Raw genomic sequence first — 14779 nt, 5'->3', positions numbered from 1 at the left:
TAAAAATCAAGTGGTCGGAACGGGGAGCAATCAATCTGTGGTTCTACTCCTGGATTGAAATGGCCGCGTGCCGAGGTGTCCCATGTCGCAGACTCAACGTTTACTCTTGATCGCTCCTTCAGCCATGACTCGGACACCGGCATTCGACCGGGCCGCTGCGTTGGCGCTGGCGATGCAATTGCCGTTGCACATCGTGGCGTTCGACTATTCACAAGCTCTGGCGGTGGCGGGGCTTTTCGCCCCGGAACAATTCAGTCTGGCCCGGGACGGCTATCTGCAAACCCATCGGCAATGGCTCGCCGATCAGGCCGGATTGATGAGCAAGCACGGCGTCGAGGTCTCCAGCGAGGTGGTGTGGGTACAGCATCCTTACGAAGAGATCCTGAACTTCATCAATGAGATGCCGCTGACGCTGATCATCAAGGACGCCCAGGAAGAGTCGGTGCTGAAACGTGTGTTTTTCACGCCGCTGGATTGGCAGCTGCTGCGTGATTGTCCGGTACCGGTGCATCTGGTGACCACGCCTCTAAATCCCCGGCCGCGCAACGTACTGGCCATTATTGATGTGTTGCGCGATGAGGATCAGGACCATGTGTTCAATGACCAGATTATCGACGCAGCAACGAAACTGGCTGCGGTCTGTGATGCCAGTCTTGAACTGCTGCATGTGTATGACTGGACGGTTGTATACGCTCAGGACATGGGCTTTGCCGCCTTACCGCTGGCCACCGGTCTATATGAAATGTTGGGAACGGCTCAGCATGACGCGTTTGCGGCCATCGCTGAACGCCATGGCGTGCCTCCGGAGCGTCGTCACTTTTACGAGGGGTCACCTGTGCCGCGTATTTGTGAGTTCGTCTCGGACCACAATACCGATGTCATCGTCATGGGCACTGTGCAGCACAAAGGCTTGAGAAAACTTCTAGGAACCACGGCCGAGCAACTCTTGCATCGGGCGCCGTGCAGTGTGCTGGCGATCAAGCCGGGACGAATGCTGTAATCCTGAGGACTGGATCGCCCCGCGATGGACCGTTGGCCGGAACATCGCGGGGTGATTTTTTACAGGTAAAGACGATGGATGACCTGACGGGTGTCGTTGGGGTCATTGTTCGTCGCGAAACCCAATGCCTTGGCCAGGTCGCGCATGGGCGCATTGTTGGCGGCGTCCACCGAATACATATGGCGAAAACCGTTCTTGCGGGCGGCCTTGATTAAATGCTCCATCAGCAACGTACCCAGCCCCAGGTGCGTCCATTCATCGGCGACCGTGACGGCGCATTCACATTCATGTTCGCCGGTGGCCGCGTAACGACTGATGCCGATCTCGATCAGTTGACCATTGTCGTGGACCAGGGCGATGTAGGCCACGCGTTGTTTGTTGTCTGTGTCCATCAACTGATCGAGCATCGCAGCGCCGGGCTCGTTGATCTGCGCGAGAAAGCGCATGTGCCGGGACTCCGGAGACAGCCGCTTGATGAAGGCATATTCACGGTCGCGATCCTTTTTCGCCAGCGGCCGGATCAGCACGTGGCGGCCGTCCCTGAGCGCTTCGATCCAGTATTGGCCGTCGACCGCGGCATACGCGGCCGCGGCTCGATCATTGTGGTCTTTGACGGTGAGCATGGGGTATTCCTCCAGTACGGTTTGAAGGGGGACGAGTCAGAAAAAGCAACCGCGTTTGATGCCTTTCTACGCCGCTGTCTACGCTGGAGTTTGATCTGGATCAGAGACTGGTGCCGGAGGCGTCAATTCACCTGTGTTTGATGTAAATCAACTCGCACGAGGTACCAGAGCGCAGTGTTGAAGCATGCCGGCACGTGAAGACCGGGGTCGAACGGAGGTGTGTGATGAGTCAATATCAACGGTTGCTACTGATCGTCGATAAAAGCCTTCAGCAGTCGCCCGCCATGCAGCGCGCCGTCGCTCTGGCTGGGGCCACAGGGGCAGTTCTGGATGTGCGGGCCTTTGTTGAGCCAACACCGGTGGTGCATTTGTGGGAGGAAAAAATCGACGACGCAGAGCAGCAGCGCTATTTGCGTCGCTATCGCCGCTGGGAGGCCGAAGAATTCGATCGGCTCAGCGACCTGGATTTGGAGGTCACGGTCAAAGCCGTCTTCACCACCCATCCGTTACTGGACATTTTGAGGACGGTCGAAGATCTGAAGCCTGATCTGCTGATCAAGGATGTAACCCTTGAACCCGCGCTCAAGCGAGTGTTCATTACTCCGCTCGATTGTCACTTGTTGCGTGAATGCCCAATCCCCATGCACTTGGTCAACCACGTCCGTTACAGCTTGCCACACCGGATCGTGGCAGCAGTGGACCCGTTCGATTCGTCGACACAAATCAGTGGTTTGAACGACACCATCATTCAGACGGCCAATACCCTGGCTCTTCAATGCGATGCGCCGTTACACCTGCTGTACGCCTATGACTTGTCGCCCGTCTTCAACAGCGATGCGCCACTGGCCGGGGGCGGTTGGGGCGTGGACTATATTGAGGAGCTGCGTCAATCCTTGCATGAAGCGTTTATTACTCTGGCGGAGCGCCACGGCGTGCCGCCAGAACGACGCCATTTCGTTATGGGGCTGCCGGTGCCTGTGATCAGTGGATTCGTCGAGGAGTACTTGGCCGACGTGGTGGTAATGGGTGCTGTGCATCGGGAGGGAATCGACCGGCTTATCGGCAGCAATACTGAGCGGGCGCTGTACTCGGTGCCGGGGAGTCTTCTGGCCGTCAGGCAGCGCGTCAGGGAGTGAGCACGATTGCGCCGTTGAACTGCCCGTTCCGTAACCGTTTCAGCGCCTGATTGGCATCGAGCAGGTGTCGCGGAGGCTGATCCGAAGCCCCGGCCAATTCGGCACCCGGTGATCAGGCATAAGCCTGACCCTCGCTGTCGTCTGGACGGGTGCCGGATGGTGGGCGTCCTTGACCATTTGCAGGGCCCGAAAGCTGTAACGGCTGGCCGGGGCGATTCAGGACCATGGCACGCCTGAAGACGCTCCAGACGTCAGGTTTCACCTCAAGTGGCGATGGCAGCCCACGATCAGTTGCTTGAGCCCGTCCAGATCCATGATGTTAACGTCGCGGCCGGTTATTTCCACCAACCCCTGGTCACGCAAGTGTGCGATGCCCCGACAGATGGTTTCGAGGCGAAGGCCTAGGTAAGAGCCGATTTCCTCCCGACGCATTTTCAGCACAAAGTTGCTGGACGAATATCCGCGCGTATTCAAGCGTTGCGACATATTCATCAGAAAAGCGGCCAAGCGTTCATCCGAGTTCATGTTGCCCAGCATCATCAGCATGTCGTGATCGCGAACGATTTCCCGGCTGAGGATTTTGTTCAGGTTGTGCTGCAGTGAAGGCAGTTCTCGGGCCAGTTTTTCCAGGTGGGAAAAATGAATGGGGCAGACCTCGCTGTCCTCCAGAGCAACCGCATTGCATGCATGCAATGCGGTGCTGATGGCGTCCAGGCCGAGCATTTCGCCGGGTATCTGGAACCCTGTGACTTGTTCGCGACCATCGACCGAAACCACGCTGGTCTTGAACGAACCGATTCGCACGGCGTAAAGCGAGCGCAACGGATCGCCTGCGCGGTAGAGTGCCGCGCCTTTTTTGACCTTGAATCTTTGCACGATCAGCGTGTCCAGACGTTCGATCTCCAGGACCGTCAGGCCAAGCGGAAGGCACAATTCCAATACACTGCAGTTGGAGCATGCAGCTTTAAGGTATTGAACTTGAAGCGGGCGGGCTTCCGGCATGTGGAGGCTACCTTTCCAAAAGTGTACTAAGCATAGGTCTTGCGTCGAAGTGCGGGCCTTTCATTCATGCATTTATCGGTATCGCCGATGAGTGGAAAAGAGCGGTTCAACATTCATCCTGGGCAGCGGTTATAGCTATTGATGTAGATCAAGTCATGAGCGCATCGGACTTGCAGAATCGACTTATGAATCAGCGTGCAGCCGCTGGTGCAGAAGGCTGCGGACAGCGGGTCATTGGCGCCCAGCCGGAAGATGGCTTGCATTGGATACTCACCTGACTGGAGGCCATCATGAGCCAGTATCAACGCCTGTTACTGATCATCAACCCGGCCCTGCGCCATTCCCCTGCCATGAACCATGCTGCGGCGCTGGCGAAGGCCAGTGGCGCGAGTTTGCATATCGCGGCGCTAACGTCCTCGTTCAAATGGTTATCACTACTTGAAGAAGGCGAACGGGAACCCGCTCGGGAACGCTACCTGCAGGACCATCGCGACTGGCTCAAGGCTCAGGCCGAAAATCTGCGCGGCAGAGGAATAGAGGTCACCACTGAGGCAGCCTGGGCTGAGGACATCAAGCAGGACATCCTTGATCACGTCACGGACATGCAGCCCGATTTATTGATCAAGGAGGTTCAGCATGAATCCACGCTCAAGCGGGCCTTCTTCACCCCGTTGGACTGGCATCTTTTGCGCCACTGTCCGGTACCGGTTTATCTGGTAGGCGGAAGTGGCTACGTATTGCCACGAAAGGTTGTAGCGGCGGTCGAGGTAACGGATATCGAGTCAGCCGACAATGAGCTGAACGACCGTATCATTAAGCAGGCATGCAGCCTTGCGATGCAGTGTAATGCCGACCTTCATTTGCTGTACGCGTGCGATATTACGGCCGCTTTTCTGGCGGACATGGGCGGCCTGACCCTCGCTGACCTCACCAAAGTGCTTCGCAGTGACCTGGAGAGTTCTTTTTTGAGGTTGGCAGATCGGTTCGGAGTGCCCTCTGATCGTCGACATTTCATTGAGGGGCATCCGGTCAAGGCATTGAGTGAGTTCGCTAATGAACACAAGGTGGATGTGATCGTGATGGGCAGGGTCCAGTCCCATGGAGTGGACAAGCTTCTGGGCAGCACAACCGAACATATTCTGTATCAGGTGCCATGCAGCGTTCTGGCGGTTTAGCGAATCGTCAGTTGGACAGCTTTTCGATGGCCCGTACTTATCGGTCGACAGCTGAGTCTGATATGAGTGGGAGAGACGCAACAGACACTCGTAATGGATCACTACGGAGATGGTCACCACCGTCGTATTGATCCGCGTGTCTGCGAGCATGGCAAGTCTCAAGCGATGGCGGGCTTCAATTCAAGCTTGTCCAGTCTGGATTTACGTAAGCTCAAGGCACTCCTGATGACGTTCTCGGTGTGAATGCCTGTCAGTGTTTTCTACGCCTGATACCGGGGAAACCGTTGAGGTTTTTCAGCAATGCTTTCATGAGCTGAAAGGGGATTGCGCTGCCAGTGATTGCCTCCAATTTAGTTGATAAAAATCATGGCTCCCGCCGAATAACGCCAGATACTCGAACAACGAACGCACCAGGCGGATGCCGCAGAAGGCCAATCGCAAGTAACAAGTGTTTGCCTGAAGCCTGACGAAAGGAAGTCCGGGTTGCGATCAGGCAGATAAATGGTTTCAGGGAGGGGTACGTGATGCTCAAACTCAAACGCATTTTATTGATAGCCCCCAGCGAAATGACCCTTAGCCCGGCGTTTGAACGTGCGTATGCCTTGGCTTGTGCGACGGGTGCGTTATTGCACATTGTCGCGTTCGATTATGTCCCGGCACTGGCGGTGGCCGGTTTGCTGAACCACGATGCGATGGCACAGGCTCGGGAAGGTTATCTGCAGGTGCACCGGCATTGGCTGGAGCAGCAAGCCCGGTTTGAACGATGTATCGGAATACAGGTGACCACTGAAGTGGTCTGGGCCCGATCGAGTCTGGCGCATCTGCTTGAGTACGTGAATGACTTTATTCCGGACCTGGTGATCAAGGATACCCATTACGTGCCGGCACTCGACCGGGCCTTTCACCGACCTTTGGACTGGCACTTGTTGCGCGAGTGTCCGGCCCACTTGCACTTGGTGACCAGTGCCGCAAATCCCAAACCAATGAAAATTCTCGCGGCAATTGATCTGTCCCATCTGGAAGAGCTTACTCAGGGATTGAATGACCGAGTACTCGATCTGGCCTCTACGCTGGCGGTCAGTTGTGGTGCCTCGCTGCACTTGCTCAATGTCAGTCGTTGGTCCGTGATGAGTGATACGCCGATGAGTGTGCCGACAAGCAGTTTTGATGACAGTTTGAGGGACGCGATTCAGGATGCCCAGCAAGAGGCCTTGGATGTGCTTGCGGAGCGCTATTGCATCAAAAATACACGTCGACATTCGCTGACGGGTAACCCCCAAAAGGTCATCGGACTTTTCGCTCAGCAGAATGCTTTTGACATGATTGTGTTGGGCACGGTTTATCACCATGGGTACGATCGGTTTATTGGCAGTACTGCCGAGTCTGTATTGAACCGAGCACCGTGCAGTCTGATGATCGTCAAACCACTGCCCCCGCCCGATTGAGAGGAGCACCGTCGAGCTTGCAGTTGATAAAAGTCAACTGGCCTTGAGTCAAAAGGAGCGATCAATAGCATTCCCCTGAATGCTCAAGGAAATTGGCCATGCGAATCACATTTCTAGGTGCCGCGGGCACAGTCACGGGCAGCAAGTACTTACTGGAACATCGTAACCAACATGTGCTGATTGATTGCGGTTTATTCCAGGGCTACAAGCAACTGCGATTACACAACAGGGATCCGTTGCAATTTCCGGTCAGCGACCTCAACGCCATTGTCCTGACCCATGCGCATCTCGATCACAGCGGTTATTTACCCGTACTGGTGCGCAATGGTTATCGCGGCCCGGTTTACGCCACTCCAGCTACCTGTGAGCTGGTAAAAATTCTGCTGCTAGACAGTGGCCGCTTGCAGGAAGAAGAGGCAGAGTTCGTGAATCGGCATGGCTTCTCAAAGCACAACCCGGCGTTGCCGCTTTACACCGAGCAAGATGCCAAAAAAGCACTAAAGCTGTTGCGACCAGTAGAGCTGCACCACAAGGTGGAAATTGTCACGGATATGACCATCCAGCTTCGTTGCTCCGGGCATATCTTGGGTGCAGCTACGGTGGAGGTGATCGCCAACGGCCTGGCCTTGGTGTTTTCAGGGGATTTGGGGCGGCTCGATGATCCTTTGATGTTCGCTCCGGAAACCGTCGAACACGCGGATTACCTGCTGGTAGAGTCGACCTATGGTGATCGTAAACATCCAGTCGAGTCGCCGCAGGAACAATTGGCTGAGGTCATTACCCGTACCGCGCTACGCCGAGGGATAACCTTAGTGCCATCGTTCGCGGTAGGACGTGCCCAACTGTTGATGTATCACCTATATCAGTTGAAACGGAAAAGGGCGATTCCCGATATTCCAATTTACCTCAACAGCCCGATGGCCACCGACGTCACGAGCTTGTACCAGCGTTTTCGTAGCGAGCACAGATTATCTCTAGAGGACTGCGAAGGCATGTGCCATGTTGCGCAATTCGTGCGTACTGTCAAAGATTCGATCGAGCTGGATCAGCAAACTACCCCGGCGGTGATTATCGCCGCCAGCGGCATGGCCACGGGAGGACGGGTTGTCCATCACCTCAAGGCGCTGGCCCCCAAGCCGATTAACACGCTGCTAATGCCAGGCTTCCAGGCTGGTGGCACCCGTGGCGCGCAGATTGTCGCGTGCGCTCCTTCCGTTCGTATCCACGGAAAAGACGTGCCGATCCGCGCCGAAGTCGTGTCGATGCAAACACTGTCCGCACACGCCGACGCCGATGAGATCATTCAGTGGTTGCGTGGGTTCAAGCGACCTCCAAAACACACATTTGTGGTGCATGGGGAACCTAACGCCTCCGATGTACTGCGTCGACGAATCAGTCTGGAGCTGGGCTGGTCGGTTTCGGTGCCGGAGTATCGCGATAGTGTCGAACTCTCCAGTCTTGATCCTTCTCCAACTTCAACAACGTGACAATACAGGCGACCAAGGTGTATCGCTTTGGCTTTCAGGTCTTAAAGCGTCATCGGTGAGATAGCTGCCTTTGTTTTTCGCTCGGCCAGGAAATACGGAGCATGGAGCATAGGTTGGTCACCCTGTTGATCAGCCAGCCTCGGCGCACGTTGAAGGGCTTAGATGATGGGTTCGGCTAGCCGTGTAAATGACCCGGGAGCAGGGTTGGGGTTGACCATCGTCCAGGCCATTGCAGTTCGCTTGGTGGGTAAACTCGGTTAGAAAACGTCTGTCTGGTGACTTACGCGCGACATTGTAGATTTGCCGTTTTTAAGCTCCCATTCATGTTTCAAGTGACTGCTTCTGGCCGAGAGCACTCCCCAGGCGCCATCAACACGGCGAGCGACGGGCGAGTTGGTTTTCGTTGATCTTGTACAGCAGCGAAGGCAGCAGGTCTGAGTTCGGTATAGCAATTCCTACTTGGTAGATGGCAGCGTAACAAGGGAGAACTGAACCGAAGAGGTGGTTTCAGGTTGGAAAAATGCCGGCGCGGGGGGTAAGGGGAATGAGTGCCAAAGATTTCTGGGGGGCGGAAATAGCCTAAAAGATGCGGAAACAAGCACTCAGATTTCACAGCCGATTCTCAAACCCCAGAAACGACAAAGCCCCGAATAATCAGGGCTTTGTCGTACATAAGATGGCGGAGGCGATGGGATTCGAACTCATGGACCTGTTACAGTCGACGGTTTTCAAGACCGTTGCCTTAAACCACTCGGCCACACCTCCGTTTGCGTTGCGGGCGCCATAATACCTGAATGAAACACACTGTCAAACTCTGTGCATGGCTTGTTACAGAGCGTCTGTTATGATCTTTGCGACTGAACGTTTCAAACCAACAGGAGTGTCGCCATGCGCGAACAGGATTACGCAGTTAATAACAGCGTGCAGGCTGAGCAGCTAGAGGTTAGCCGCGTCCTGCGCAACACATACGGCTTGCTCGCTCTCACCCTCGCATTCAGCGGCGTGATGGCGTTCGTCGCCCAGCAGATGCGAGTTGGCTACCCGAATATCTTCGTGGTGCTGATCGGTTTCTACGGCCTTTTCTTCCTAACCAACAAACTCCGTGATTCCGCGTGGGGCCTGGTGTCGGCGTTTGCCTTGACCGGTTTCATGGGTTTCCTGCTCGGCCCGATCCTCAACCGTTACCTGGGCATGCAGGGCGGCGCGGAAGTAGTGAGCTCGGCCTTCGCGATGACGGCGCTGGTGTTTGGCGGTCTGTCGGCTTACGTGCTGATCACCCGTAAGGACATGAGCTTCCTCGGTGGCTTCATCACCGCAGGTTTCTTCGTGCTGCTGGGTGCGACGCTGGCGAGCTTCTTCTTCCAGGTCAGCGGTCTGCAACTGGCGATCAGCGCAGGTTTTGTGCTGTTCTCCTCGGTCTGCATTCTGTTCCAGACCAGCGCCATCATTCACGGCGGTGAGCGTAACTACATCATGGCGACCATCAGCCTGTATGTGTCGATCTACAACCTGTTCATCAGCTTGTTGCAGATCTTCGGCATCATGAGCCGCGATGATTAATCGTCGTCCATGAGTAAAAAACCCGCTTCGGCGGGTTTTTTCTTGCCTGCGATTTGGCTGAAGGCTTACGCCATGGGCGGTAATCGGCGTTTGACCGGGGTTTTCTTGACGATGGCGGTGTTGGTTTCTGCATGGGTGTTGAGGCGGTCGAGGAGGGTGTCCAGCTGTTCCATCGAGCGCACGTGCAGGCGGGCGATGAAGCAGTCGTCGCCGGTGACCTTGTCGCACTCGGTGAATTCGGGAATCGCCTGGATTTGCCGCTCCACCTCTTGCAGCTGGCCCGGCAACGGGCGGATTCGCACGATGGCCTGGAGTTGATAGCCGAAACACTTGGGATCAATCTCGACGGTGTAGCCCTTGAGCACGCCACGTTCTTCGAGGCGGCGCAAACGCTCGGCGACGCTTGGTGAGGACAGGCCGCTGAGGTTTGCCAGCGCCTTGAGCGAACGCCGTGAGTCTTCCATCAACGCTGTAATCAGCACCTGGTCGATATCGTCAGTCATGGCGCAACCCCTGTAAGGCAATTAATCGAAACCGCCTTGATAAAAAAGGCAGATGTCGAGTCTAGCCTGCTTTTTGCGCTGGAGAAGCCCCAGGCTGGATGGGCATACTTTGGGCTCAATCACAGGAGTCTGATGATGGACAAAACACTTCGTCGCGGGTCATTCGAGATGACTGCCGCCATGCTGATTTCCGGGACCATCGGCTGGTTCGTGCTGGTGTCCGGGCAACCGGTGCTGGACGTGGTGTTCTGGCGTTGCGTGTTCGGCGCCGGCACCTTGTTGCTGATTTGCTCGGCTTTCGGCTTCCTGCGCCCCGGCATTCTGACCCGCACCACGTTCCTGCTGGCCGTGCTCAGCGGCGTGGCGATTGTCGGCAACTGGGTGCTGTTGTTTGCCTCTTACTCCCGCGCTTCGATTGCCATTGGCACCGCGGTATATAACGTTCAGCCGTTTATGCTGGTCGGCTTGGCCGCGCTGTTCCTCAACGAAAAAATCACCCTGCAGAAACTGTTCTGGCTGGGTGTTTCGTTTCTGGGGATGCTGGCGATTGTCAGCGCACACGGGCAACAGGGCGAGGGCGGCAACGATTACCTGATGGGCATTGTGCTGGCGCTCGGGGCCGCTTTCCTTTATGCGATTGCGGCGTTGATCATCAAACGCCTGACCGGCACGCCACCGCACCTGATCGCGCTTATTCAGGTCAGCACCGGCGTGTTGTTGCTCGCGCCATTCGCGCACTTCTCGGCGTTGCCGCAAGCACCGAGCGCCTGGGCCAGCCTGGTGACTCTCGGCATTGTTCACACCGGCGTGATGTACGTGTTGCTGTACGGCGCGATCCAGAAATTGCCGACGGCACTGACCGGTGCGTTGTCGTTCATTTACCCGATTGCAGCGATTTTCGTCGACTGGTTTGCCTTCGGTCATCGTCTGGAAATGCTGCAATGGATCGGTGTCGCTGCGATTCTGCTGGCCGCCGCGGGCATGCAACAAGGCTGGAGCCTGAAGTTTCGGCGGACAGTTACACAATAATCAGATGTTCCAACACGGCGCGGTCTTGGCCAGGCGCTGGCGCATTTCGCCAATGTTGCTGGCCAGCTGCCGGATCAATAGCCGGTAGCCGTCCAGCGGGTTATAGACCGGTGCGTCCAGGCTTGAATCCGCCGGCAGTTCGACGGGTCGATTCAGCCGTTGGGAGGCGCCGGATTTCAGCGCCCGCGCCATTCCCACCCATTGCACGCGAATCAGCCGATGCTCCGCTTTCAACGCCGATTGCAGATGCGCCATGGCGTCGGGGTCATTGGCATCGGGTCGGGTGTTGCCGAGGATTTCCAGGGTGCTGACACACATGCGCAAATGGCGCTGGATGGCATCGAGCTCGGTCATTGAAATCTTCACTTCCTTGGACACCGACGGCATCAGCGAGCGCTGTTGCACCATCACCGTGTTCAGGCGATTCATCAACTTCACGTGCTCGTCATCAGTGACGGGTTGGCCATTGATGATGCGCCCGTAAATCGTCGCGCAATCGCGCAGCGCATCGGCCAGGTTGTAGCGCCAGGAGTAAACCGCGTACAGCGGCAGGGCAAAGGAAAATGCCAGGGCCAGGGCAATGCCGATCAGGATATCCACCCCGCGCCACAGTCCGTCGGTCACCGGATTATCGCCATGCCCGGCGACGATAAACACGGTGATCGCCGACAATAGCGCCGTGTAACCGCCCTTGCCGATGGCATGGTATGAGAAGAATCCGCAGACCACCGACATCGCAAAATAGGTCAGCCACGGCATCCCGAGCCAGGCTTGTTGCGCCACCAGCAACAGGCCGACACCAGCGCCGATCAAGGTGCCGATGGCGCGCTCGGCGGCCTTTTTGCCAATGTTGCCGTGGTGCTGCAAACCGCCAATCACCACCAGCATTGTCACCGACGCCCACTCACCGTGGGGCAGGTGGATGCCGGTGGTCAGCAGGATCGTCGCCAGCAACCCCAGCGATACACGCACGGCGTGAATCAATCTGGCGTGGCGATAGCGCCGGTACGGGTCCAGTAACGGACGCAGTCCCCGGCGCAACAGTGGTGGTAGTCGATGGGCTCTGAAGGTGCTCAGGCTCGTGGTCCTCAGAAAATGTAGTCGGTGGTCAGGAAACTCGAACTGCGGCCGCTGATGATCTCGCTGATGAGGTCCTTGTTGGTCTCCTGGAACTTGGTCGCGACCAGCGTGCGAATAGAGAACACCCGCAACGCATCATGCACCGACAAAGTGCCCTCGGCCGAGTTCTTGCGACCATTGAACGGATAGGTGTCCGGGCCGCGCTGGCACTGGGCGTTGAGGTTGATCCGCCCGACCTGGTTGGCGAAGGTGTCGACCAGACGGCCAACCGCCACCGGGTTGGTGCCGAAGATGCTCAGTTGCTGGCCGAAGTCCGACTCCAGGACGTAATCGATCACTGTGTCCAGATGCCGGTAAGGCACGATTGGCACCACCGGGCCGAACTGTTCTTCCTGATAGACACGCATCTGCGGCGTCACCGGGAACAACACTGCCGGATAGAAGAAGGACGCGCGGGCTTCACCGCCATTCGGGTTGACCACACGGGCACCTTTGCTCACGGCATCCGCAACCAGTCCGTGCAGATAATCGACCTTGCCCGACTCCGGCAGCGGCGTCAGGGCTACGCCGCTTTCCCACGGCATGCCGGGTTTGAGGCTGGCGAGTTTGGCGTTGAATTTGTCGATGAACGCCTCGACCACGTCTTCGTGGACGAAGAGGATTTTCAGCGCGGTGCAGCGCTGGCCATTGAACGACAGCGAACCGGTGACCGCTTCGTTCACGGCGTTGTCCAGGTCCACCTCAGGCAAAACGATGCCGGGGTTTTTCGCATCCAGGCCCAGCGCTGCGCGCAAACGGTGCGGTTTCGGGTGGAGTTTTTTCAGGTCGCTGGCGGCCTTGTTGGTGCCGATGAACGCGAAGATATCGATCTTGCCGCTGGCCATCAGTGCGCTGACCGTCTCGCGGCCGCTCCCGTAAATGACGTTGATCACACCAGTCGGGAAGCTGTCGCGAAACGCTTCCAGCAGCGGACGAATCAGCAACACGCCGAGCTTGGCCGGTTTGAACACCACGGTGTTGCCCATGATCAGCGCCGGAATCAGCGTGGTGAAGGTTTCGTTCAGCGGGTAGTTGTAAGGTCCCATGCACAGCGCCACGCCCAGCGGTACGCGGCGGATCTGCCCGAGCGTGTCCTGTTCCAGCTCGAATCGACTGGAGCGGCGGTCGAGTTCCTTGAGGGCGTTGATGGTGTCGACGATGTAGTCGCAGGTGCGGTCGAACTCTTTTTCCGAGTCCTTGAGGTTTTTGCCGATCTCCCACATCAGCAACTTGACCACGGCTTCGCGCTGTTCGCGCATACGCCCGAGAAACGCTTCGACGTGCTGGATGCGTTCGGCCACGCGCATGGTCGGCCACAAACCCTGGCCCCGGTCATAGGCGCGGACGGCGGCGTCGAGCGCGGTCAGCGCCGTGTCGGCATCGAGCAGCGGCGTGCTGCCGAGGATCACTTGTTCGTCGCCATTTTCGCCGGTCAGGTACACCGGGCTGCGGACTTGGGCGAGGGGGCCGGCCCAGGTTTTCAGTTCGCCATCGACCAGGTATTCACGTTGCTCGGTCTGGCCGTCGAGGCGGTACTTTTCCGGGATGTCGCTGGCGTCGGGAAACAGGTTGCCGAGGATGTGTGCTGTGGTCATGTCGCTACTCCATGTGATGTAAGCCATGCGCTGGCGGCTTGCAGTTCAGAATTCACTTCAAAGGTTATACGCCTTATTGCCTCGACTTTTTAAGTGCCGGGGTCAAGATCCGGCGATCTTTTGACCTGAGAACACACAACGGCCGACGCTGCGGGTAAACTTCATGCTCTTTATTAAGGAGTTCATATGAGTTACTACCAGCCGGGCATCCTCGCCACCCCCGTTCCACCTCAAGCCCGTCATATGTTCTTCGCGCTGGAATCCGTCGATGCTCTGCCGGCCGCGCTCGAAAAATTGATGCTGCTGGTGGACGGGAAGTCGGCGGTGGCCGGTTTCGGTGAATCCCTGGTCAAGGCGCTGCACGTGCAGATCGACGGGCTGCGGCCGTTTCCGGCACTGACTGGCGTTGGCGTCGACAACCCGTCGACCCAGCACGCGCTGTGGTGCTGGTTGCATGGTGTCGACCGTGGCGAGTTGCTCAATCGCGCCACCGCCATCGAAGCCGCGCTGGCGCCGGCCCTGCGCCTGGTGCAGATGAACGAAACGTTCCGCCACCTCACCGGCCACGACCTGACCGGTTACGAAGATGGCACCGAAAACCCACACGACGAAGCCGCCGTGGCTGCCGCGCTGGTCGGTGAGGGCGCTGACGGTGTGGTCGGTGGCAGCTTTGCCGCGATCCAGCAGTGGCAGCACGACCTGAAGGGCTTCCACGCGATGCCGTCCGAAGAAAAGGACAACATCATGGGCCGTCGCTTGAGCGACAACGAAGAAATCGATGACGCGCCGATCTCCGCCCACGTCAAACGCACCGCCCAGGAAAGCTTCGCCCCCGAAGCGTTCGTGGTCCGCCGCTCGATGCCGTGGATCGAAGGTGATCGCGCCGGTCTGATGTTCCTCGCGTTCGGTTTCTCCCTCGACGCCTTCGAAGCCCAACTGCGGCGCATGAGCGGTCTGGAAGATGGCATCACCGACGGCTTATACCGCATCAGTCGCCCGATCACCGGCGGCTACTACTGGTGCCCACCGCTGAAGGACGGTCGACTGGATTTGCGCGCACTGCGCGTCGGTTGATCTGTAGGCGCACGGCTTACCGGTGATGGCG

General features: G+C 57.4%; 14 protein-coding genes and 1 tRNA gene. 8 read left to right on the top strand and 7 right to left on the bottom strand.

Annotated elements, in window-relative coordinates:
• Positions 1-82: 82 nt before the first annotated feature.
• Positions 83-1000, top strand: a complete 918-nt coding sequence (locus KGB24_RS00820; protein WP_008028080.1) for a universal stress protein — start codon at positions 83-85, stop codon at positions 998-1000.
• 59 nt (positions 1001-1059) lie between these two features.
• Here KGB24_RS00820 and KGB24_RS00815 read toward each other — a convergent pair whose 3' ends face one another.
• Positions 1060-1623: a GNAT family N-acetyltransferase gene (locus KGB24_RS00815; RefSeq protein WP_008028083.1), complete on the bottom strand. Its 564-nt coding sequence runs from the start codon at positions 1621-1623 to the stop codon at positions 1060-1062.
• 224 nt (positions 1624-1847) lie between these two features.
• Here KGB24_RS00815 and KGB24_RS00810 point away from each other — a divergent pair, with 224 nt between their 5' ends.
• Positions 1848-2759, top strand: a complete 912-nt coding sequence (locus tag KGB24_RS00810; RefSeq protein WP_223414798.1) for a universal stress protein — start codon at positions 1848-1850, stop codon at positions 2757-2759.
• A 258-nt stretch (positions 2760-3017) separates the two neighbouring features.
• On the opposite strand, the gene fnr is transcribed toward KGB24_RS00810, so the two are convergent.
• Both fnr and KGB24_RS00800 read right to left on the bottom strand, forming a co-directional pair.
• Complete coding sequence (gene fnr / locus KGB24_RS00805; RefSeq protein WP_223414795.1) at positions 3018-3761, bottom strand: fumarate/nitrate reduction transcriptional regulator Fnr; 744 nt, start codon at positions 3759-3761, stop codon at positions 3018-3020.
• Positions 3762-3874: 113 nt separating this feature from the next.
• Positions 3875-4024 carry a hypothetical protein gene (locus KGB24_RS00800; RefSeq protein WP_008028089.1) on the bottom strand — a complete coding sequence of 50 codons (150 nt, stop codon included), beginning with the start codon at positions 4022-4024 and terminating at the stop codon, positions 3875-3877.
• A 27-nt stretch (positions 4025-4051) separates the two neighbouring features.
• On the opposite strand from KGB24_RS00800, the gene KGB24_RS00795 reads away from it, so the two are divergent.
• The 3 genes from KGB24_RS00795 (at position 4052) to KGB24_RS00785 (ending at position 7868) form a co-directional block, all read left to right on the top strand.
• Complete coding sequence (locus tag KGB24_RS00795) at positions 4052-4936, top strand: universal stress protein (RefSeq protein ID WP_223414794.1); 885 nt, start codon at positions 4052-4054, stop codon at positions 4934-4936.
• Positions 4937-5460: 524 nt separating this feature from the next.
• Positions 5461-6381, top strand: a complete 921-nt coding sequence (locus KGB24_RS00790) for a universal stress protein (RefSeq protein WP_223414792.1) — start codon at positions 5461-5463, stop codon at positions 6379-6381.
• Between the two features lie 98 nt (positions 6382-6479).
• Positions 6480-7868 (top strand): MBL fold metallo-hydrolase RNA specificity domain-containing protein, encoded by a 1389-nt coding sequence (locus tag KGB24_RS00785; RefSeq protein ID WP_223414790.1) that lies wholly within the window; start codon positions 6480-6482, stop codon positions 7866-7868.
• A 677-nt stretch (positions 7869-8545) separates the two neighbouring features.
• On the opposite strand, the gene KGB24_RS00780 is transcribed toward KGB24_RS00785, so the two are convergent.
• Positions 8546-8633: transfer RNA gene (locus tag KGB24_RS00780), tRNA-Ser, on the bottom strand.
• A 123-nt stretch (positions 8634-8756) separates the two neighbouring features.
• On the opposite strand from KGB24_RS00780, the gene KGB24_RS00775 reads away from it, so the two are divergent.
• Positions 8757-9428 carry a Bax inhibitor-1/YccA family protein gene (locus tag KGB24_RS00775; protein ID WP_007915443.1) on the top strand — a complete coding sequence of 224 codons (672 nt, stop codon included), beginning with the start codon at positions 8757-8759 and terminating at the stop codon, positions 9426-9428.
• A 65-nt stretch (positions 9429-9493) separates the two neighbouring features.
• Here the strand turns inward: KGB24_RS00775 and KGB24_RS00770 are convergent, their stop codons facing one another.
• The gene (locus tag KGB24_RS00770) at positions 9494-9931 is read right to left on the bottom strand and encodes an Lrp/AsnC family transcriptional regulator (protein ID WP_008028095.1); all 438 of its coding nucleotides are present in this window, start codon (positions 9929-9931) and stop codon (positions 9494-9496) included.
• Positions 9932-10066: 135 nt separating this feature from the next.
• Between KGB24_RS00770 and KGB24_RS00765 the strand changes: the two genes are divergently transcribed.
• Positions 10067-10960 carry a DMT family transporter gene (locus tag KGB24_RS00765; RefSeq protein WP_223414789.1) on the top strand — a complete coding sequence of 298 codons (894 nt, stop codon included), beginning with the start codon at positions 10067-10069 and terminating at the stop codon, positions 10958-10960.
• On the opposite strand, the gene KGB24_RS00760 is transcribed toward KGB24_RS00765, so the two are convergent.
• On the bottom strand, positions 10961-12001 hold the full coding sequence (locus tag KGB24_RS00760) for an FUSC family protein (protein ID WP_223414785.1): 1041 nt from the start codon (positions 11999-12001) through the stop codon (positions 10961-10963).
• Positions 12002-12048: 47 nt separating this feature from the next.
• Entirely contained in the window at positions 12049-13674 is a 1626-nt protein-coding gene (locus tag KGB24_RS00755) for an NADP-dependent glyceraldehyde-3-phosphate dehydrogenase (protein WP_223414783.1), read from the bottom strand.
• Positions 13675-13860: 186 nt separating this feature from the next.
• On the opposite strand from KGB24_RS00755, the gene KGB24_RS00750 reads away from it, so the two are divergent.
• The gene (locus KGB24_RS00750; protein ID WP_223414781.1) at positions 13861-14748 is read left to right on the top strand and encodes a Dyp-type peroxidase; all 888 of its coding nucleotides are present in this window, start codon (positions 13861-13863) and stop codon (positions 14746-14748) included.
• The last annotated feature ends 31 nt before the right edge of the window (positions 14749-14779 follow it).

Origin of the sequence: Pseudomonas sp. BF-RE-25 (assembly GCF_019956105.1) — a bacterium.
GTDB lineage: Bacteria > Pseudomonadota > Gammaproteobacteria > Pseudomonadales > Pseudomonadaceae > Aquipseudomonas > Aquipseudomonas migulae.
The sequence above is the reverse complement of the archived record's forward strand: the minus strand, read 5'-3'. Positions and strand labels throughout refer to the sequence as shown.

Bases quoted from the DNA above. Each gene is read 5' to 3' on its own strand.
- KGB24_RS00820 (WP_008028080.1), top strand. From the start codon at position 83: ATGTCGCAGACTCAACGTTTACTCTTGATCGCTCCTTCAGCCATGACT.
- KGB24_RS00815 (WP_008028083.1), bottom strand. From the start codon at position 1,623: ATGCTCACCGTCAAAGACCACAATGATCGAGCCGCGGCCGCGTATGCC.
- KGB24_RS00810 (WP_223414798.1), top strand. From the start codon at position 1,848: ATGAGTCAATATCAACGGTTGCTACTGATCGTCGATAAAAGCCTTCAG.
- fnr (WP_223414795.1), bottom strand. From the start codon at position 3,761: ATGCCGGAAGCCCGCCCGCTTCAAGTTCAATACCTTAAAGCTGCATGC.
- KGB24_RS00800 (WP_008028089.1), bottom strand. From the start codon at position 4,024: ATGCAAGCCATCTTCCGGCTGGGCGCCAATGACCCGCTGTCCGCAGCC.
- KGB24_RS00795 (WP_223414794.1), top strand. From the start codon at position 4,052: ATGAGCCAGTATCAACGCCTGTTACTGATCATCAACCCGGCCCTGCGC.
- KGB24_RS00790 (WP_223414792.1), top strand. From the start codon at position 5,461: ATGCTCAAACTCAAACGCATTTTATTGATAGCCCCCAGCGAAATGACC.
- KGB24_RS00785 (WP_223414790.1), top strand. From the start codon at position 6,480: ATGCGAATCACATTTCTAGGTGCCGCGGGCACAGTCACGGGCAGCAAG.
- KGB24_RS00775 (WP_007915443.1), top strand. From the start codon at position 8,757: ATGCGCGAACAGGATTACGCAGTTAATAACAGCGTGCAGGCTGAGCAG.
- KGB24_RS00770 (WP_008028095.1), bottom strand. From the start codon at position 9,931: ATGACTGACGATATCGACCAGGTGCTGATTACAGCGTTGATGGAAGAC.
- KGB24_RS00765 (WP_223414789.1), top strand. From the start codon at position 10,067: ATGGACAAAACACTTCGTCGCGGGTCATTCGAGATGACTGCCGCCATG.
- KGB24_RS00755 (WP_223414783.1), bottom strand. From the start codon at position 13,674: ATGACCACAGCACACATCCTCGGCAACCTGTTTCCCGACGCCAGCGAC.
- KGB24_RS00750 (WP_223414781.1), top strand. From the start codon at position 13,861: ATGAGTTACTACCAGCCGGGCATCCTCGCCACCCCCGTTCCACCTCAA.